At 52.6% G+C, this 21,503-nt stretch carries 13 protein-coding genes; 8 read left to right on the top strand and 5 right to left on the bottom strand.

All coding sequences use genetic code 11. The annotated features are described in order from the left end of the window. Positions 1-11 precede the first annotated feature (11 nt). On the top strand, positions 12-1,085 hold the full coding sequence (locus tag BLX24_RS08575) for a sensor histidine kinase (protein WP_143092613.1): 1,074 nt from the start codon (positions 12-14) through the stop codon (positions 1,083-1,085). After that, the gene (locus BLX24_RS08580; RefSeq protein ID WP_071502689.1) at positions 1,078-1,755 is read left to right on the top strand and encodes a LytR/AlgR family response regulator transcription factor; all 678 of its coding nucleotides are present in this window, start codon (positions 1,078-1,080) and stop codon (positions 1,753-1,755) included. Before BLX24_RS08575 ends, BLX24_RS08580 begins: the two co-directional genes overlap by 8 nt. A 4-nt stretch (positions 1,756-1,759) precedes the next feature. On the opposite strand, the gene BLX24_RS08585 is transcribed toward BLX24_RS08580, so the two are convergent. Genes BLX24_RS08585 through BLX24_RS08595 form a run of 3 tightly spaced genes read right to left on the bottom strand, consistent with a single transcriptional unit; the run spans position 1,760 to position 5,456 of the window. Further along, positions 1,760-3,721 (bottom strand): STN and carboxypeptidase regulatory-like domain-containing protein, encoded by a 1,962-nt coding sequence (locus BLX24_RS08585; protein ID WP_143092614.1) that lies wholly within the window; start codon positions 3,719-3,721, stop codon positions 1,760-1,762. A gap of 49 nt (positions 3,722-3,770) precedes the next feature. Continuing rightward, positions 3,771-4,820, bottom strand: a complete 1,050-nt coding sequence (locus BLX24_RS08590) for a FecR domain-containing protein (RefSeq protein WP_083421865.1) — start codon at positions 4,818-4,820, stop codon at positions 3,771-3,773. Between the two features lie 9 nt (positions 4,821-4,829). After that, positions 4,830-5,456, bottom strand: coding sequence for an RNA polymerase sigma-70 factor (locus BLX24_RS08595; RefSeq protein WP_229201738.1), 627 nt, complete (start codon positions 5,454-5,456; stop codon positions 4,830-4,832). Positions 5,457-5,777: 321 nt separating this feature from the next. Here BLX24_RS08595 and BLX24_RS08600 point away from each other — a divergent pair, with 321 nt between their 5' ends. Beyond that, positions 5,778-6,494, top strand: a complete 717-nt coding sequence (locus BLX24_RS08600) for a LytR/AlgR family response regulator transcription factor (RefSeq protein ID WP_229201739.1) — start codon at positions 5,778-5,780, stop codon at positions 6,492-6,494. Positions 6,495-6,590: 96 nt separating this feature from the next. Here BLX24_RS08600 and BLX24_RS08605 read toward each other — a convergent pair whose 3' ends face one another. Together BLX24_RS08605 and BLX24_RS08610 are read right to left on the bottom strand one after the other, a co-directional pair. Continuing rightward, complete coding sequence (locus BLX24_RS08605) at positions 6,591-9,848, bottom strand: RCC1 domain-containing protein (protein WP_071502692.1); 3,258 nt, start codon at positions 9,846-9,848, stop codon at positions 6,591-6,593. A gap of 117 nt (positions 9,849-9,965) precedes the next feature. Next, a complete protein-coding gene (locus BLX24_RS08610) occupies positions 9,966-14,591 on the bottom strand; it encodes a beta strand repeat-containing protein (protein WP_177225804.1) in 4,626 nt (1,541 codons plus the stop codon). 489 nt (positions 14,592-15,080) lie between these two features. Between BLX24_RS08610 and BLX24_RS08615 the strand changes: the two genes are divergently transcribed. The 5 genes from BLX24_RS08615 (at position 15,081) to BLX24_RS08635 (ending at position 21,460) form a co-directional block, all read left to right on the top strand. Beyond that, positions 15,081-16,304 (top strand): exo-beta-N-acetylmuramidase NamZ family protein, encoded by a 1,224-nt coding sequence (locus BLX24_RS08615; RefSeq protein ID WP_071502694.1) that lies wholly within the window; start codon positions 15,081-15,083, stop codon positions 16,302-16,304. A gap of 8 nt (positions 16,305-16,312) precedes the next feature. Further along, positions 16,313-17,173, top strand: a complete 861-nt coding sequence (locus tag BLX24_RS08620; RefSeq protein WP_071502695.1) for a LytTR family DNA-binding domain-containing protein — start codon at positions 16,313-16,315, stop codon at positions 17,171-17,173. A gap of 110 nt (positions 17,174-17,283) precedes the next feature. Continuing rightward, the gene (locus tag BLX24_RS08625; protein WP_071502809.1) at positions 17,284-18,018 is read left to right on the top strand and encodes a DUF8737 domain-containing protein; all 735 of its coding nucleotides are present in this window, start codon (positions 17,284-17,286) and stop codon (positions 18,016-18,018) included. 57 nt (positions 18,019-18,075) lie between these two features. After that, on the top strand, positions 18,076-19,146 hold the full coding sequence (locus BLX24_RS08630; protein ID WP_143092615.1) for a hypothetical protein: 1,071 nt from the start codon (positions 18,076-18,078) through the stop codon (positions 19,144-19,146). A gap of 46 nt (positions 19,147-19,192) precedes the next feature. Beyond that, positions 19,193-21,460, top strand: coding sequence for an NADP-dependent malic enzyme (locus BLX24_RS08635; RefSeq protein WP_071502697.1), 2,268 nt, complete (start codon positions 19,193-19,195; stop codon positions 21,458-21,460). The last annotated feature ends 43 nt before the right edge of the window (positions 21,461-21,503 follow it).

Genomic DNA, 21,503 nt, shown 5'->3' on the forward strand with positions numbered 1-21,503 from the left:
AATGCGTAACGATGGTCAAATCATTGAAGTTAAGCCTGCCGGAAGTCCTTTTCTTCGGCATTGTATTCATCCTGTTTTCGATCCTGACCGATTTTGAGTATAATCTCTACGAAAAAACCGGCCGGCTCCCCTCCCTGCTATCGCTGCTGGAACGATTGATTTATGGCGTATTGCGCACGATTCCGTACTGGCTGTATTACAAACTGATTCTTCCCGCTCTATTCGAAAAACGATACCGGACATTTGGCTGGCGGCTGCTGGTTTTTCTCTTTTTACTGGATGGTTATCTGCATTATGTGATGTATGGGCTGGTGATGAATCTGTGGTTTTTGCCCGAAACAATGCTCGTGTCGGCCCGAAAATGGTACCATTCAAACGTTCTGCTTCATTTCAGCATCGTTTACATCATCCGCGAACTACTGATGGTATCGGCCCTGGGTTATTACCAGCAATCGGTCCGGCAGCAGCAGCGGCTTCACGAGCTGAGTCAGCACCAGTTACAGACTGAACTTGATTCACTGCGGGCCCAGTTGCAGCCCCATTTTTTCTTTAACACACTGAATACCATCTACTCACTGGCGTTGCATGGTTCTGTTAAAACGGCTTCGCTCGTAGCCCGTCATGCTGACATCATGCGGTATATTCTTTATCGGGCCAGAAAGAAACGGGTTCCGCTGGATGAAGAGATTAACTTCCTGAGTAATTACGTAGCCGTTGAGTCCATGCGTTTTTCCGATAAAGCATCTATCCGGTTTGAGACGCAGGGGATTCATAACCGGATATTTATCGAACCTTTGCTGTTGCTGCCTTTCGTTGAAAACACCTTCAAACATGGTCTTAGTCAGGAAATCCGTACCGGCTTTGTGCAGATTGTGCTGGTGTTGATAGACCATGAGCTTATTCTGGAAACCCGTAACAGTATGGTTCAGGCAGCAGGGCACACCAGGGCTGATCCGGGTATCGGACTGGCTAACGTCTCCAAACAACTGGCGTTGCTTTATCCGGATCAACACGAATTAAGTATTCAACCCGACAACACCTGTTATTTTCTCCGGTTACGTTTACTATTATCGTCAAATGATTAAGTGCCTTATTGTCGATGATGAGCCGCTGGCGCGTCAGGTTCTGGAGACATACATACAGCAAACAGCTGATTTAGTGCTCATAAAAAGCTGCCCAAACGCGCTGGAAGCATTTGAGGCAGTTACAAACTATCCGGTTGATCTTATTTTTCTGGATATTCAGCTGCCCTTACTAACCGGTGTTGACTTTATTCGTCAACTCAGACAACCGCCTGCCGTTATTTTTACCACCGCCTACCCGGACTATGCCGTCGAAAGCTACGAGCTGGAAGCAGTCGATTATGTATTGAAACCCATTACCTATCACCGGTTCGGGCAGAGCATCGACCGGTTCCTTAAACGCACGGCGGCTGTTATGCCCCCGGTGCCGCATACCTATTTCAAGGTAGATGGCCAGTTGGTCAAACTATTGCATGCAGACATTATGTACGCTCAGTCGATAAAAGACTATATTCTGCTGAAAACCCCGCACCGGTCCTACATCATCCACATGACCATGAAAAGCTTAAGTGAGTTATTGCCAAACCAGCATTTCCGGCGGGTACACCGCTCTTTTCTGGTGAATCTGCGGCATATAACAGCGGTTGGCAGGCAGGACATCCAGATCGGGGAAACGACCATTCCCATTGGAGACAGCTACCGGACCATGCTGAATGACTTCCCGGTCCGGTAGCAGATTACCGCCGCGACGTCAGCCGCACGCCGGCCTGAAAGCCGACCCAGCCGGTCCAGCCGTTGTGTGACCAGGTCAGCTCGCTGGTAGCAGGCCGGTTCGACAGCCACAGGCTGCGGCCCGCCAGCGGATCGGCTCCGGTCGAAGACGGATGATAAGCCACCAGCGACGGGCCTGCCGAGAACGCTACCCGGCCAACCCGCAGTTCCAGCATCGGGTTAAACCGCAGCATCCAGTTTGGGTCGGTGTAGCGCCTCCCCGCTTCGAATACGTGATGAGCCGTGGCATCGACCGAAATACCCCAGTGCTTTTTCAGGACCAGGTTGGTCCCCAGCCCATAGCCGACCTGCCAGATTGTCGGCAGTGTGCCGTTGGTCAGCAGTGTGCCGCCGGAAAAGACATTGTAGAACCAGCGGCTACCCAGCTTCATGGTAAAGGAGGTCATTTGGGTTTCGTTTATGCCGAGTTCAAACCGCCGGTAGCCATTGCGGCGCACAATGTTCAGAAGCCCGATCGATGTGGCTGCCGTTGAATCGGCGATGTTGATGATGCCCAGCTGACCGCTGCCGCGCCGGAGCGCATGGGCGTAGTTCAGCAAGCCTGATACCTGCCAGCCACGCGAAACGCTTCGTGTCGCCAGGTTCAGTGCGCCGGCAATCTGCCCGCCAACGACATCGCCGTTCGCCACATTGAAGGCGCCGGCAATCTGAACACCGTGAACATGGCCGGTATTCATGTTAAACGCGCCGGCAATCTGCACCCCGTCTATGTTGCCGAGAACCGTATTGAACGCGCCGCCCACCTGTACGCCCTCCATATGGCCGCCAACCACGTTGGCCGCCCCACCCACCTGCACACCGGTCATGTTCCGCCGGATGGTATTCAGCGCCCCGCCGACCTGCACGCCAATGACGTTTTCACCCACCAGGTTTCCGACACCGGCCACCTGTACCCCCATCACATCGCCCCGCACCATGTTCAGCACCCCACCCACTTCGAGCTGCCGGACACCCAGCGAATAACCGGCGATGGCGTTCAGCGAATAGCCGTTGATCAGCCGGCCGCTCAGCATGTGGTTGGTACCGATAAAAGGCAGGAACGACACCTGCCATTCACGATACAGTGTATCGCGGCTCAGGTTGATATCGTGGGCCATCTGCTTTGCCGATAATAGCCAGTTGTTTACATCCAGCAGGGCGCTGCGCCAGACACTCTGCAACGGCACGCGTTCGGGTTTTGCCAGGGTATCACTAACCGGAACCGGCAGTACATCCACGGAAGGCGTTACCACCGTCGGACGGATGGTGTCGGGCGCGGGCACGGTCGGTAGTACCGGACGGATATCGGCGACTTTCGGCATTTGGGCCGGCGGCGGCGGAATAGGCCGCAACTGAATGTTGAGCGACTGCGTTTGCTTACGGGGAATAAGCACGGTTTCGCCTTCGTAGGTATTCTTCCGCACCTCAAGCCGGACATTGGGCAGGGCCGTTGGCAGGCGCAGCCGGTAATAGCCAAACGGATTGCTGACGGCCGAGGCCAGCGTTGTGCGTTCGTAAATACTGGCCTGTACCAGCCGCTGTCCCGTTTTTTCGTCGATGATATAGCCATCAACGATAAAGTGAGTCGGGGTCGTAGCGGTAATTTCCTGTTGAGTCAGAATAATGTGGTTGCCCTTTGCTCTGAAGGCAATGGCCGATCCTTTGAAAAGCTGCGTTAATACCACCCGCACCGGCTGTGCATTCAGCCGCAGGGTGACCGGACGGAATCCGGCCAGAATCGTCGGGTTATAGGAGAACGTAAAGCGCCCCTGCTGCTCAATCTGCCGCAGGGATTCTTCCAGACGGTCCGTCCGTAAATCAACTGAAATAAGACGTTCAAGCGGAGAAATTGCCTGAGCTGATGCCGTGGAAGACAGTACCATAGTCAGCATCAGCCAGCAGACGAATACGTATAGGCAAAACTTCATAAACCGAATCTAGTTTAGGCCATGACACCCCAACCGGTATTTCCCCCTATTACTGGCAGGAATTTCCGGCCAGCACATACCCCTGCCCCGACCGCTCTACTTTCAGTTTCAGCGACGTAGCCACGATTTCCAGTACCTCTTCGAGCTTCTCATTTTCGAATGATCCGGTATACCGGCAGTTCTTAATCGCATCGCTCGACAGGGTAACGGGCTGTCCATACAACTCGCTGATCGACCGCACCACCTCTGTCAGGGTTGTTTTATCGAACGTCAGCCGGTTGGTCCGGAATGCCATTACATTCGGCGATAAAAACGCGGCCTTGCGGATGGTATCTTCCCGTTCCAGGTACACCGCCTCTTCGTCGGGGCGGAGGACAATGCGCTGTTTTCTGGCCGCAAACTGTACACGCCCTGTCGCCACGGCCACCCGAACCGTATCACTATAGGCCCGAACCGTAAACGAGGTACCCAACACGCGCACGGTTGTGCCCCGGGCGCTGATTACAAACGGGTGGTCGGCATCGGGTTTGATGTCAAAAAACGCCTCACCGGTGAGCGTTACCTGCCGTGTGCTGTCGGTGAAGGCATCCGGAAAATCCAGCCGGCTGTTCCGGTTCAGGAGTACGGTAGAGCCATCCGGCAGGGTAACGGTTTGTTTAGCGGCCTGCGTTTGGGCCAGCTGCATATGCACAGGACCTGGTGTCAGCCACTGGTATCCGATCCAGCCCGCACCCAGCAGCAACACCACGGCCGCCGCTACGCGCCAGATCGGTTGCCGGTCACGCACCGGTTGTTGCGGTGCATGCGTATGCAACGGCCGGATTACCGGCTCCCGGCCAGTCTCCGGCGGCGTGTCGGCCGGAAGGGCTTTCATCCGGCGATTCACTTTTGCCCAGGCGGCATCGGTATCGACCACACGGCCGGCCGGTACGTTGGCGGCTTCGTCCCAGATACGTCCGAACCGGTCCAGCTCGGCGGCCTGTTCCGGGCCTTCGTCCAGCCAGCGGCGCACCCGTTCCGCTTCGTCGGCGGTGGCTTCGCCGGCGAGGTATTTGCCGATCAGGCTATCATCTATCGGTAGTTGCTCGTTGTTCATCATACTTGCTGATTAACTGATCACACTGATTAGGGCGTCGAGCGATTCCGGCTGCGACAACCAATCAGCTACCGAATGATTTAGCAGGAGTAAAAGCGGCAGATAGTCGGCCAATTCTGTACGTAAAATGCGTAAAGCTTTCCCAATCTGGTTTTCAACGGTTTTAATGGAGATACCGAGCTGATCGGCGATTTCCTGATATTTCAATTCTTCGAACCGGCTTAGTTCAAATACCCGCCGGCATTGTTCCGGTAACCGGCCAATAGCAGCCTGTACCCGTGCGTTCAGCTCGTCGGCCACCACACTGTGGGCGGGCGACAATGCCGTTGGCACAGGCTCGATTTCGGCCTGTTGCTGATAAACCGCCCGCACCTGCCGGTGTTTGATCTGATTCAGACACCGGTTATGAACGGCCTGATAGAGGTATGACTTCAGTGAGGTACTGATAATCAATGTTTCCCGTCGTTCCCAGACATTCAGGAACATCGCCTGTACCATCTCTTCGGCCTCGTCGTAATCGTTGAGTATCGAATTTGCGTATCGACACAGCAACGGGTAATACTGCCGGAAGACCCCTTCATAAATCCGTTCATTGCCTGCGCGGATAGCTTCCAGTATGTTCTGTTCTGTTGTTTGCACTGTTCGTTTGCCGTTGTACTGCAAAACTAACAGGGAATTCTGAATCATAGGTTACCTGATTGGCTGGCAGGTACATGACAATTGAGGAAGCGGTTACCCCTACGGGTTCTTTTTCTTTTTCTAAAGTGCCTTCTGAAGCAACAATCAAGCTATGACCCTTTTATTCAACCTGTTAACTTTTACGTTATTTCCGGCGTATTTTTTTTCGTAAAAATGTGTGTCCTTTTCGATCAATACACAGTCAGGTAACTATGACAACCCAGCTGTTTTTTTAACAAACCATGCTGTCTTGCCGATATAGTTCCTTTCTGACTTGTGACTATGATGAAGCTTACTACATTGATTATTGAGCATGATGTACACTGGCTTGCCACCATCATCCACATGGTACAGGCAAGTCCTTTTCTGGAACTCACCGCTACGTGTTCTTCCGCACTTGAGGGCCATGCGCTCCTGGCGGAACACGCGGTTGATTTAATTATTTGTGATATTGATATACCAGGGGGTTCCGGACTAAATTTTATCCGCAATCTGCAGGACCCCCCGATGGTCATTTTCGTATCCGCCCATCGTGAGCAAGCGCTGGATTGCTTTGATGTTTCTCCGGTTGATTTTTTGCTGAAGCCAATCAGTCCAGACCGGTTCATACGTGCCGTAGAAAAAGCCCGTCACCGGTTTGATCTGCTGCGGCAAGCTGATATTGAGCCCTATTTTCTGATCCGCGAAAATCAGAATTACGTTCAGATTGCTTATGAAAACGTACTGTTCATGAAAGCACAGGAAAATTTTCTTCACATTGTTACCATAAACCAATCATACATGCCGCTTCTTTCCATCTCAAAAGTGGAAGAATCTCTCAAAGGCAACACCTTTCTGCGCGTTCACCGGTCTTATCTGGTCAACCGGTCGGCCATTGTTCAGATCGGGAAAACAGAACTCATACTGTCCTCGGGCCATACAATACCAATCGGGGAGCAGTACCGGGCAACACTCAACAGGCGGCATATTCAGAAAGGCCTGATTACGCGGACCAATTAGCTGGCTTGTCTACAGCGGCGTACTGAACACGCATAAAAAAGCGTCGATTGGCAGCATGCTGCCAATCGACGCTTTTTTATGCGAACGTTATATAGGTTAATTACAACCTATACCCGTTATTTCAAAGGATACTGTCTGCGTGCTGACCTGTCCACAGGCATTTGATGATGTTGTTGTCATCTTATAAATACCGGGCTGTTTGATACCGACAGCTTTCACCGGGTTTGATCCTGCTTTTCTGAATACGTTACTGAATACAAAACCACCAGGACCTTCAAAGACAATGCTATTGCCTACAGCAGTCGTATTAACGGTAATCGGACAGTTTCCTGGCCCCAGAATACCGATTACAGTCGGTGAAATTGCCTGAGCCGGCACTAAACCACAATCTACAGAAACGGTTGCCGATGTACTGCCAACACATCCATTATCTCCGGTTGCACTAACAGAATAATTAGTGGAAACCGTTGGTGAAGCGGTTATAGCCGCATCCGTCGACGATGTGCTCCATGTGTAGCTGGTGGCTCCGGTTGCCGTTAATGTTGTACTTTGTCCCAGGGCAATAGTCAGCGAAGGAGCTGCCGTGATCGTTAGAGAAGGGCTGTTCATCGTTACGGTCTGGCTAGCAGTTGACGCACAGACAACCGTGCCGCCGGTATTAGCCGTCGACAGAATCGGAGTATAATAGGATTCTCCATCGGCTACCCCATTCCCTACTTCACCATATTCATTATAGCCCCAACCCCACAGTATACCATCTTTTTTAATACCGATTGAGTGATAATTACCGGCAGCGACTGATTTCCAGTCGGTATCCGTACCTACCTGCGTTGGTACATTCACATCGTACACCTCACCAATGCCGGAACCACCATAGCCGTTATCCCCCCAGCCCCACAGCGTCCCGTTTGTTTTAATTCCCAGTGACTGCTCACCCTCAACACCGGTAACAACCTGATCCCAGTTTGTGTCTGAACCTACCTGTACAGGAACGTTGGTATTCGTATAAGTACCGTTACCTATGTGTCCGTTTCCATTATATCCCCAGCCCCAGAGTGTACCGTCTGCTCTGATTGCCAGACTAGTGGCCTCACCGGCACACACCTGCTTCCATGAAGCCGTACCAATTTTTACAGGAGTAGACATATCATCGGTAGCGCCATTTCCAAGCTGTCCGTCTCCACCAGATCCCCATGCCCACAGGCTTCCGTCTGTTTTGCGCGCCAATGTATAATAGTAGCCGGCAGACACTTCGGCCCAGTCATTATCTGTACCAACCTGAGTAGGTGACTCTTTATCTGTTGTACTTCCATTTCCCAGTTCACCATACCCATTATACCCCCAGCCCCACAAGGTACCGTCTGCTTTAATACCCATACTGTGGTAATAACCGGCCGAGACCTGTTTCCATGTATCATTCCCGATTTTCACCGGATCATTTGAACTGTTTGTAGTACCATCCCCAAACGTTCCGTAACTATTATATCCCCAGGCCCAGAGTGTACCGTCCCGTTTTATACCCAGCGTTGTCGCATAGCCACTGGTAGAAACCTGCTTCCATAAATCGTTCCCGATTTGCGTAGCGCTTTCCAGATCACCGGAATTGCCATTGCCCATGTTGCCGTCACCATTATACCCCCAGCCCCAGAGCGTCCCGTCTGACTTGATACCCATCGACGCGTAATAACCGGCCGACAGTTGTACAAACGTGGCGGCCTTGTTGAGGTAGGTATAGGTAATGGTGCTGCTTGTACCAGCCGTCAGCGGATTAAACGTAGCCGTTCCATCGCCATTATCCGTAATACCGGCTCCGGTAAAGGTACCGGCCGGAGCTTTACTTCCCGTGATCGTTACCGAAGAGGCACTCGAACAATATGTCGTGCTCAATCCGGTAAGAGTTACGCTCGCAACAGGCCCAACTTCTACTGTTTTTTCCATCACAGCAGCCGCTATCGGCATCGGTTCATAACTGTCTATGTTTGTCCCGTTCCCTAATGTACGATCAGAACCGTTGTAGCCCCATACCCAGACGGTACCATCGCTTTTCATACCAACGCTGTGAAAATCACCATTGGCCACTTTCTTCCAGTCGGTTCCGGTACCGATTTGTTTAATCGTTAACACATTTGTTGTTGCTGTGCCATCACCAACCTGTCCGTAGTAGTTATTACCGAATCCCCACAGGCTCCCGTTATCTTTAATGACCAACGTAGGAGTATGCCCTGCCGAAAGTTCTTTCCAGTCGGTATCCGTACCGATTTGCACCGGTGTTGCCGTGCTCGCCTGAGTATTCGTACCGTTTCCGAACCGTCCACCGTTATACCCCCAAACCCATAATGTCTTACCGGTTTTGAGCGCAAACGTCTGACTAAATGTCGGAGCAATGGTCATCCAGTCGGTATCCGTACCGACCTGCGTCGGTACATTCTTGTCACCGGCAGAGGTACCTAACTGGTTGTAGTTATTTCTTCCCCAGCCCCACAGCGTCCCATCTGTCTTGATCGCAAAACTACGCTGATCATTAGCAAACACTTTTGTCCAGTTGTTATCCGTCCCAATCTTAAGTGGCGTTAACTGATTGGCATTCGTACTATTTCCGACTTGACCGTATTGATTAAACCCCCATGACCACAGGCTTCCGTCTGTTTTAAGTGCGGCTGCGTGCGCCTGGCCGGCAGCAATGCTCTTCCAGTCGGTATCTGTACCAACCTGCACAGGTGACTCCGTTAAAGAAGCCTGGCCAATCCCGAGCTGTCCGGCATTACCGTATCCCCATGCCCAAAGCGTTCCATTGGTTTTGATCCCCAGGAAAAAGTTTCCGCCGACAGCAATTTCTTTCCAGTCGGTATCCGTACCGACCTGTACAGGCACTTTGCCTGCACTTAATGTACCCCATTGCCAAAGAGACCCATCCGGTTTAATGCCCAGGTTATTATAGCCGGCAGCAGCAATTTTTGACCAGACAACAGCGGGTGAAAAAATATAAGTAATAGCTCCTTTAGCGCTGGCAGTAGCCGGATCAAAGGTAGCCGTACCATTTCCGTTGTCTGTTACGCCAATACCCAGGAATTTACCGGCCGGTGCCTGATTGCCTGTCAACAGCACAGATGGCTGATCCGCACAATACGAATCGGCTAATCCGGTAAAGTCAGCAACCAGTGATGCCGGTAAGGACCGCGTAATGACAATAGACGACTTACTTTTTGCGACTGAAGCTACCTTTTTCAGCCTGGCAGTCTTTGTTCTTTCTGCCTTAGCTGATTTCTGATCCGTTACTACAGGTTCCTTAAAATTTCTCAGATCACGCTTTGTCTGCGCATAGGTCGAATCAGCGATACCTAAAAGGAAGACCACTAGCGGAACAAGAAATCTGTACCACTTCTGTTTAAATGTACACATTTGCTTTATAGATTTGACATTTATGATAAGGCTATCTGCCATGACCTGACAGATAGCCGTAATTATTTTAGCTTACTTACAGGCTTCCCCCGTCACTACATACGTCACCGTATCGTTGGTTACACGGCCACAGGCGTCGGTATAGCTTGTGTTCATGGTGTACGTGCCCGGCTGCTTAACGTTCAGCGCGTTTACGGTGTATAAACCCGGTCTGCGGTATACCGTACTGAATACGTAACCATCAGGGCCCGTAACGGTGAAGGCATTGCCGAAACCATACCCCTGTAGCGTAACCGCGCAGTTGCTGCCGCCTAACACCAGATTCTGCGTCATTGACACCGCATCGGCCACAACGGAACTGTTACAGGTCACCGAAACGGTTGTTGTGGCGGTACCGATACAGCCGTTGCTGGTGCCGGTTACTGAATATACGGTCGTTTGTGTCGGAGAAACACTGATGGCTGTCTGACTTGAGCTATTGCTCCAGATATAACTATTGGCACCGGATGCCGTCAGCGTTGCCGACTGCCCACCGGCAATAGTTGTTGTCGATGGTGTGATCGTCACAACAGGCGCAGCATGTACCGTCAGACTGAACGCCGATGAGGTTACGCTGTTGCAGCCACCGGTTACCACCAGTGAGTACGAACCCGCATCGGCAACCGTTGGCGACGGAATGCTCAAGGTGGCCGTTGTCTGACCGCCAACCGGCGAACCGCCTTTATACCACTGATAGGTCGCCCCCGCACCGGTAACGCTCACCGGCACACTCACCGGCGCGCCTACGCAGACCGCCGAAGCCCCGGCCGGCTGCGAGCTAATTGCCACTACCTCGCTAACGGTAAGGCTAAACGCCGAGCTCGTCAGGCTACCACAGCCACTTGTCTGTATAATCAGCTGATAACTGCCGGCATCAGCCGTCGTAGCAGTCAGGCTCAGGGTTGTAGCCGTCTGGCTGGCTACCGGACTGCCGTTCTTATACCACTGCTGACTGATCACATCACCGGTCACACTGACCGGTACGCTCACGGCCACACCCACACACACGGCCGACGAAGCCACCGGCTGGGCCGTAATGCTTACCCCATTTACCACACTGACGCTAACGACTACCGGCGTAGCCGTACAACCGCCGGCATCCTGACCGGTTACCGTAAATGATTTCTGGCCCGCGCCCGTCAGCGTTACCGATAACGGAGAACCCGTGGCCGACGACGGCAGCGTTACGCCGGTATCCGTCGTTGTCCAGCTGTAGCTGTACGGGCTGGTGCCGCCGCTCAGACTGGCCGTCAGCGGCAGGATTTCGCCCGTACAGGCCAGCGTTTTTGAGGCCGTTGCCGTCAGGGTCAGGCTTACCGGTGTGCCCTGGAACTCGTAGGCTCCCATATCAATTGTAGATGCTTTCCGGTTTAGCCCGGCCAGATCAGTAGTCGTCGTGTTGACGGCATCTACACCGGCATTGATGGCCGGTGAGCAGCCTTTCAGCGTAAAGTCACCCGTGGCGGCATTCATAAACAGCGGATCACCTGTCTTGTTGTTGCCGCCGCTGCCGAAGCCCGTCGCTGCCGGATCACTGATGCTGTTGGTCAGTGAAAGCGAAGCAGTTCCGTCCACCGAGAAGCTGTTGGCCGGTGTGGCGTTGTTCCAGACGATGCTGTTTTTGAGGTCGAGTACCCCACCTCCTAAAACCGACACCGCGCTGCCCGTCGGAGCGCTGTTGCCGGAAATAGTTTGGTTGACCACGGTAATGGCAGCATCTGTTAACATGGCGCCACCACTTTCTGAAGCCGCATTGCCGGTGAACAGGTTATTCACCAGCGTAAACTCATTTCCTTCACTTACAATCCCTCCGCCACTCAGGGCACTATTCTGCGTGATAACACAGTTTGTCATCTGGCCGTTAGTAGACACATAAGCGCCACCGCCCAGCCCTTGAGGAGCACTGTTCTGCGAAATGGTTACGTTGGTCAGATGTGTTGTAATTCCTCCGGTTGTATAAAGTCCCCCCCCATCACTGGCAGGCGAAACGTTCTGACTGATCAGGCTGTTAGCCAGCGTCAGGCTTCCGGAACTACTTACATAAAGACCGCCCCCACCGTTGGCCGCTGTATTCTGGCTCATGGTTGTACTAGTGATGCTGCCGGTTGCGCCATTCAGCATCATGCCACCGCCCGGGCCGCCCTGCCCTACACTGTTCTGTTGAATAAGTGTATTGGCTACGGTCAACGCGGTTGGAGAGCCTACATAGATAGCCCCACCGGGGTTGGGACTGCGGTTGCCGGTAAAAACGCTGTTTTTAATGGATGTAATACCGCCATTCAGATACAGAGCACCGCCGGTTCCTCCCTGAGTGACGATGTTGCCCGTGAAGTAGGAATTATCCGTAACAAAGGTCGTTGACCCTGATGAGGCTGCGATAGCGGCCCCTCCGCTAGGCGATGTATTCTGGCTCATGGTTGTGCTGGTGATGGTAGCCGCCAGGGTAGAAGAAACGTAAAGAACCCCACCATTACCGCCTTGCGAAACCAGATTTTGGGAGAACAAACTATTGTCAATCGCGAAGTGGCTCGTTCCGCCATAGCCGCCATAGAGCGCCGCTCCTGAATTGGGAGCACTATTCTGGGTAACTGAGCTGCTGGTGATGGTAGCGTCTATACCGGAACTAAAGTAAAAAACCCCTCCGTTGCCACTTAGGATAACCTGATTCTGATTGAATACGCTGTTCTTGGCTGAGAGTGTCCCAAAACCCGATGAGTAAACAGCTCCTCCTGAGTTATTGGCTTTGTTCTGCTCCATCCTGACCCCATCCATCCATACATTCAGACTAGACTGGGCATATAAAAAACCGCCGTTACTGTTGGATGAACTGTTATTACGAATATCCCCATTCGTCAATGTCAGCGCAGTTACTCCCTGGCTGTAAAGCGCCCCCCCACTCGAATTCGCCGAATTCTGACTGACCGTACAACTAGTAACTACAGCCGTCAGACTGCCTGCATAAACAACACCACCGTTACTGTTGCTGGCGATATTTTGCGAAAGGTCGCTGTTTGACAGCATTAGGTTCATTGACCCGTTAGTATTAAATACCCCTCCAGTATTTCTCGCTACGTTCTGCCGGATATGTGTGTTATTGATAACCGCATGTATAGGTGAGCTGGTATTAATTACGCCTCCATTACTGTTTGTACAGTTATTGCCGGATAAATCACTGTCCGTGACCGTCAGACTGACAGCACCTGACAGATTACCAACGCCCCCACCGTAGCTGGCTGAGTTCTGGCTCACACTACAGCTGGTAATAACCGCCGTCAGGCCTGCGCTGCTGTTGACCACCCCGCCATTACTGTTTCGGGCTATATTTCGAATAAAAGCGCTGTTGGTGAGCGTCAGATTGACGGCATTCGAGACATCAAAGCATGCACCATTCACGTTGGATGTATTCTGGCTGATACTGCTGCTGGTAATGGTCGCTGTTAATCCGCCCGAAATTTTAAATACGCCCCCATTGCTGCTTACTGAGGCGTTACCAAATACTTTACTTCCTGTCATGGCAAGGACAACGCTTCCGTTAACCCGAAAGGCTCCTCCGTCATACGGAGCGGAGTTCTGCCCGATGGTACTGCTGGTAACCGAAACCGTAAGACTTCCAGCTGTATACACAGCACCACCGTTACTGTTACTTGATCTGTTGTCTGACAGTGAGCTGTTGTCTACTACGAACGTTGCCGCATCGGTAAAATACAGTGCGCCACCATCCATATTAGCGGTATTCCGCGTGATACTCGTTCCGGTAACAAACAGGTTTCCGCCCTGCATAAATACAGCACCGCCTTGATTAGCGGCATTATCTGTCAATGTTGCATTCGCCAGTGTGTAGCTGGCTCCGGTACTGTAAATCCCTCCCCCACTGTTTAGCGCATTACTACAGCCTGCGGTGATGACTATGCCATCCAGCCGGGTACCGGCCGTTGTACCAACGATTTGTATAACCTGATAACTATTGTCCGTCGAAGCCGACGTACCGATGTCACCCGAGAAAGTGGTGCTGCCCGGCGTACCGACCACAAACGTTTCGCGCGTGGCAGTGTTGCCGGAGACTACATACCCGCCATATACCTGTACTCCGGATGCAACGGTGAAACTGGCCGTCTGATCGGTACCGGTGGTTGGTTTATACAAACCACTGCCGACCAGGAACGTTGTATTGGCACAGGCTGTTGACAAAGCTTGTGCGAGTTGCGCACCGGGCAAGGCATTCGCCCAGCTGCTGCCATCGTTGGCACCTGCTCCCGTTGGCGTAACATAAGCGATCGTGTTACAGAAAACCGGCGTAGATACCGGAGCAACAATCGCAAACGACTGGCTATCGCCATAGTCGTTACTTTTTCCTGCATTTGTGTTGATAATGCCTAATATCCTCGCAGAAGCCGCTGACCCGGACTTAAACCTCACAACGAAATAAGAGTCCTGAGTACTTACCCAGCCTAAAATCGTGTTACTTCCGGTCGTATTAGCCTGAATATCAACGTCATTATCAAATTTATTGTAATCATTTGAGTTATCATACAGCGCAAGATTATAATTATCTCCCACGGTTGCCCCTGAGAACGTAACGGTAACGCTTTGCCCTTCCGTGTAACTAGCCTGAGAAGGGGTTATCGTCAGTGATAAAGGGGTGGCATTTGTATTCCGCACACCTGCCTGTTTTTTTACTCTCTGTATGAGTTGGGTTTGTGCTTGTGCTGATTGCCGGATACCAACAGCCAGCAATAAAGCCAGACAAATAAACCGAAGACAATGGAGCAGCCTGACCCTTTGCCTGCCCGGCCAATGGATCAAAGCGCGGCTTAAAACGAGTAGAGTTTGTGTGTTCATTTAAAGTTGGTTAGAGTACATGTACGTTACTTTTTCGGGCTCATTAAAGTCTCTTTGTCGACCATTTTGCCTGTCAAATCAACTTCAAAGCTATCTAAAGCGATAGGCACAGCCAAGAAGCATGCACATAAGTCCATGAAAGCAACGATACCGTAGATAAACCCCCTTTTTATGTATGTGAAACATAAAATAGCTGTGAAACAATGAACACATTGCCACAGATGCCTCTTTCCGACAACATAGGATCGTCTTTCATCAGCGATTCAGTATTCTCTTCTTACCTTTGTTGTTTCCTTTTCTGCAACAAACATGAAATTTTACGCTTTCTTTTCGGCCCTGCTCATCGCATCGGCAACACTCCCTGCGCTCACGCCGGCCCTTACCGAACCGCAGTCGATGCAACGCAAGGCGCCGGTGACCGGTGCTGACCAAACGGCTAAATACCTGCCCTATCTGAAAGGCAAGCGCGTGGGTATGCTCGTTAACCAGACCTCCACTATCGGAAACAAACTGAGTGTTGATAGTCTGCAAAGTCTTGGCGTGAAGATCGTTAAGGTATTCGGGCCCGAACACGGTTTCCGGGGCAATGCCAGTAATGGCGCCAAAGTAGATGATGCGGTTGATGCCAAAACGGGTATCCCCATTATTTCGTTGTATGGCAAACACCACAAACCCAGCAAGGAAGACATGGCCGACGTGGACCTGATGATCTTCGACGTGCAGGACGTAGGGTGCCGCTTTTATACCTACATCAACACGCTGCAATATGTCATGGAAGCCTGCGCCGAAAACGGCAAGGAACTCATGATTCTGGACCGCCCGAACCCCAACGGCTTTTGCGTCGACGGGCCGATTCTGGAAGATCACCTGCGGTCGGGCATTGGCCGGCACCGGATTCCGATCACCCATGGCATGACCATCGGTGAGTTTGCGCAGATGCTGAATGGCGAGGGCTGGCTGGCCAATAAGGCGCAATGCAAGCTCAAAATCATCAAGGTAGCCAACTATACCCACGATACGCCGTATGTGCTGCCCGTACCACCGTCGCCGAACCTGAACACGCCTCAGTCGATTCTGCTGTATCCGAGCCTGTGCCCGTTCGAAGGCACGATTGTGAGCCAGGGACGGGGTACGCACTTCCCGTTCACTGTGCTGGGCGCACCAGCGCTGAAAGGCAAGTATGCGTTTTCGTTCAAGCCGGTTTCGATCCCGGGTATGAGCGAAACACCGCTGCACCAGAACAACGATTGCTACGGCCTCGACCTGCGGGAATATAACACCAGCACGTTTTACCAGACCCGGCAGATCAACCTGAAATGGCTGATTGAGTTATATAACGCCTATCCTGAAAAAGAGAAGTTTTTCGACATGAGCTTCAGCAAACAAATGGGTAATTTTGACAAGCTGGCGGGCACCGAAAACCTGAAAAAGCAAATCATGGCCGGTACGCCGGAAGCTGAAATCCGGAAGAGCTGGGAGCCGGGGCTCTCCAACTACAAGAAGATGCGGCAGAAATACCTGCTCTATAAATAACTACCGCGTTGGAACCCATTAACCGCCGGCGAGATACCCTGTTACGATTGGTTGCCATTCCGGTGGCAGCCACCATCGTGTCGCATGTGGTATTTGGCAGGCGGTTTCCCTTTCAGCCCGGCTACCACTTCCCGCTGCCCTACTTCCTGACGGTGGCAACGGTGATGCTTTGCTGCTGGGAAGTTAATTTCCGTCTTTTTCACTGGCTCGACCGGCGCATCCCGTTTTATGAGGGTACTCACAGACGATTGCGCTGGCAAATCGGTCTTGGCGGTAGCCTTACGCTGCTGACCTTCTCGCTTGTATTCCCCTCGGCGATCCGTATTTACACCGGTCAGTGGCCGGCACCGGCGCTTATACTGACAGGCACCGTCGTCTGTACCACCCTGGCCACCCTTATCAACGGGGCGTATGTGGGTCGTTATCTGGTGCGGCTGCTCCAGACCCCAAAAAACGCACCCGCTCCGGTAGCTACCGAAACCGCCATACCCTTTCCCGCCGGACCCGCCCGATTATTGATTGATGCCGGCAACCGCACCCTGTACCTGCTACCCGATGAGATTGCCTATTTTTACCTGACTAACGGGCTGGTATTGCTCCTGAAAACCGACGGACAACAGATCGTTACGGCTTACGATGCACTCACCCGGATTAGCCCGCAACTCCCTGAATCCACCTTTTTTCAGCTCAACCGGCAGATCATTGCCCACCGGTCGGCCATTACCAGTTTACAGGATGACACCAACCGTAAGCTTCAGGTTGCGCTTCGGCCGGCCCTGCATAAAGACCACAACACCGAACCGGTCACCATTAGCCGGTACCGGAGCGCTGATCTGAAAAAATGGCTGGCAAGCCCGGTAACCGCCTGACCATTCAGCCCCGATTCCGGTACCATTCAGCTTTCTTCCTGTCTTTCAATTGGGTATTCCTACCAGAAAGCAGTTGCTTTACCGTCATATCACAATCAAACGGCAACGATATGACACCCGATCTTTCAGCGCTTTACCAACAACTCCCGATATGGCTCGCCGCCGGTTTTGTGGGGGTTACCGTTTTCGCCCTCGCCTTTTTTTACTATCTCCTGCACACCACCTCTCCCCGAAAGGCCATTTGGTTTACGGGACTAGCCACTGGCTGGCTGGCCCTGACCGGATCCCTGGCCGCTAATGAGTTCTTTCTGAATCTGGCCACCATACCACCGCGTATTATGCTGGTAGTCGTCCCGGTTTTTGCCAGTCTCATCACGTTGACGCTGACGCAGGCAGGTAAACGGTTTCTGGATACGCTGCCGCTTCGTCCACTCACGTATTTCCATCTCATCCGGATTCCTGTTGAACTGGTGTTATTCGGTCTGTTTTTGCACCGGCAAATCCCACTCATGATGACCTTCGAAGGCTTAAATCCGGATATACTGTCGGGCATAACGGCCCCCGTCATTGGCTGGCTGGTGTTCCGCAAACAGTTGCCCACACGGGTGCTGCTGATCTGGCACCTGCTTGCTCTGCTCCTGCTGATTAATATTGTAACAATCGCCCTGCTCTCGGCCCCGACGTTTTTGCAGCAGCTCAATTTTGAACAGCCCAATGTCGGTATTCTGAAATTCCCCTTTGTCTGGCTCCCCGGCTTTGTTGTACCGATGGTAGCCCTGTGCCATCTGGCCGCTATCCGCCAACTGACCAGGCGTTATCCCACACACTCACCATCCATCCGGTAGCGGTTGCGCGGATTAGGCCGGGTCCTTAATTTTGGGGAAACCAGACCAATCATGCATATGATCGCGTTATCCGTACCACCCCGCACGTATCACATGAAGCGTACGGGCTATCTGTTTACCTATCTGCTTTTACTGACGGTTGCCGGGATCGTAGTGCTGTTCTTAATGCCGCTCTCGGCACATCCGTTTCCGAATCTGTTGCCTGCTATAAAGCCGCTTGGTTTTTTCCTGCCTTTGCTGGCAAGCCTTGTTCTTTATCCGGTGTTTATAACGGTCTCTGTCACGGTATCCGGCGACGATCTGCTGATCCGGAAAGGGTTTGGTCAGCGCACCCGCATCCGGTTCGACGATATTCTGGGCTACAACGAACAGGCCGCCGGCAGTAAATGGGCCCCTGAGAAAAAGCAGCTGACGATTTATACCCAAACGGAATGGTTCAGCATCCTGGAGACTCACTTCACCGGATATGCCGATCTGAAAGAACGCCTGACGCAATACGGGAAACCGGTCCCTTTCCGGCAGGGTCTCAACAGAGGCGAAACACGGCTGTTACGTGGCTTCGTGCTGGGCTATGTCGCGTTTATTGCCGGACTGGTGTGGCTGGGCTATGCCGCCTACACCCCGGCAACGCCAAGCCACAAGACACACCGGCTACAGGCAACAATCGATGAAGTCCGGATCATAAAATCGGGCAAAGGCCGGCCGTTGGGCGCAGCATTCCGGCTGAACGAATATCCGCAATTTTCGTTTCGGGCCACAAAAAAAGAATTCGGCGATGAGGTATTGTCGTTACCGGATCAACTCCGCACCGGACAGACCGTTCAGCTGACGATCATGGAGCAGGATTTTGCCAGAAAGCTGACCGGCACCGATGCCCTTTCATTTGGCGATAAGTTCGACGACTTTACTCAAATTAACGTCTTCCGGATTGAGGCTGCCATAAACGATTCCCGTTTGGCGCTAACGGCAAATACGCCCCCTCACGCCGACACCCATACGCGGCCGGTTCTCTGGGTGTTGGGCGCCGTTGCCGGCCTGCTAATTGCCTGGACGTGTTGGGTCTGGATTGACCGTCATCAAATGCGACAAATCCTTCTCCGGATAAATCAATCCGCTTCGGGCAATTAGTTTTTCTGTACCTTCGCGCTACGAAACCATCCTTGATTAAGTGCCCATGCAGAAGAAAATCCGGCGCGAAGACGCGCTCGAATATCACGCAAAAGGCCGTCCGGGCAAACTGGAGGTCGTTCCTACCAAAGAGTATAATACCCAGCGGGATTTGTCGCTGGCGTATTCACCAGGCGTAGCCGAACCTTGTCTTGCCATTGCCGACAACCTGGAAGACGTTTATAAATATACCGCCAAAGGCAACCTGGTCGCCGTTATTTCGAACGGTACGGCTGTGCTTGGTCTGGGCGATATTGGCCCCGAAGCCGGTAAGCCGGTTATGGAGGGGAAAGGCCTGCTCTTCAAGATTTACGCCGACATCGACGTATTTGACATTGAACTGAATACTAAAAACGTAGACGAGTTTGTCAGAACCGTTAAGATTCTGGAACCTACGTTTGGCGGCGTTAACCTCGAAGACATCAAAGCCCCTGAGTGCTTTGAGATCGAAGAACGCCTGAAAAAAGAACTGAACATTCCGATCATGCACGATGATCAGCACGGTACCGCCATCATTTCCGGTGCGGCCCTGCTGAACGCTCTCGAACTGGTCGGGAAGAAAATCGAAGAAGTTAAGATTGTCGTGAACGGGGCAGGTGCATCGGCCATTTCGTGCTCAAAACTGTATGTTGCCCTTGGTGCCAACGTTGAAAACGTGGTGATGTGCGACAGTAAAGGCGTGATCCGCGCTGACCGTACCGACCTCGACGAACGCAAGAGCATTTTCGCGACCTCACGCGACCTGCATACGCTGGAAGAAGCCTTTGTGGGTGCCGACGTCTTCATTGGTCTGTCGAAAGGGAACACCGTCAGTCAGGCAATGGTGAAGACCATGGCCGACAACCCGATTGTGTTTGCGATGGCCAACCCGACGCCTGAAATCAGCTACGAAGAAGCCATTGAAGCGCGCCCTGACATCATCATGGCGACCGGCCGTTCGGACTATCCGAACCAGGTCAACAACGTACTGGGCTTCCCGTACATTTTCCGTGGTGCCCTCGACGTCCGCGCCACCGAGATCAACGAGCCGATGAAACTGGCTGCTGTTCGTGCGCTTGCCGAACTGGCCAAAAAATCCGTTCCCGACCTCGTAAATATGGCGTATGGTACCGACAACCTGATGTTCAGCCGGACCTACATCATTCCGAAACCGGTTGATCCGCGCCTGTTGCAGACCGTGGCACCGGCCGTGGCGAAAGCCGCTATGGAATCCGGAGTGGCCAAAAACCCGATTACCGATTGGGAAGCGTACGAAGGCCAGCTGGCCCGCCGCCTCGGTCAGGATAACCGGATTTCGCGGGTAATCATCAACAAGGCCAAAACCAATCCGAAGCGGGTGGTATTTGCCGACGCCGAAAACCTGAAAGTACTGAAAGCGGCCCAGCAGGTCCGCGATGAAGGGATTGCCTATCCGATTCTGCTGGGTGAGCAGGAACTGATCCGCGACCTGATCGTACAAAATAACCTCGACCTGGGCGATACACCGATCATCGATCCGCGGGCCCCTGAGCAGGAAGAGCTGATTAACAAATTCGCGGACGGATTCTATCAGAAGCGGCAGCGGAAAGGTGTCAGTGCCCGCGAAGCCCGCAAACTGATGTACTACCGCAACTACTTCGGGGCAATGATGGTCGAAACCGGCGAAGCCGATGCGCTGATCTCCGGTCTGACCCGCAACTATCCGGACACCATCCGGCCGGCCCTGCAGGTGATCGGCAAGGAACCCGGTGTTCAGAAAGTGGCCGGTATGTACATCATGCTGACAAAACGCGGCCCGCTGTTCTTCTCCGACACGACGGTTAACTTTAACCCGACGGCGGAAGAAATCGTCGAAATCACGGAAATGACTGCCCGCGCCGTTGAACGCTTTAACATCAAGCCGCGCATCGCACTCGTTACCTACTCAAACTTTGGGTCGGCCAAAGGAGACGACGCCGAGAAGATGAACAAGGCCGTTGACCTGTTGCACAAAAAGCATCCGGACATGATTGTCGACGGTGAAATTCAGGCCCACTTAGCGTTCAACACCGAACTGCTACGCCAGAACCATCCGTTCAGCAAACTGGTCGAAGAAGGTGCTAATACGCTGATTTTCCCGAACCTGTCGGCGTCGAACATCGCCTACAACCTGATGTCGGAAGCGGCCGGTTTCGATGCCATCGGGCCAATTCTGCTCGGTCTGCGCAAGCCGGTTCACGTATTGCAGCTGGGATCGTCAGAACGCGAAATCGTCAACATGGTCGCCATCGCTGTTGTTGAGGCGCAAGGCAAATAATTTTTTTTAATGAATAATGTAGAATGGATAATGAATAATGGTC

The sequence above is a fragment of the Arsenicibacter rosenii genome (assembly GCF_001870735.1).
Classification (GTDB): Bacteria; Bacteroidota; Bacteroidia; order Cytophagales; family Spirosomataceae; genus Arsenicibacter; species Arsenicibacter rosenii.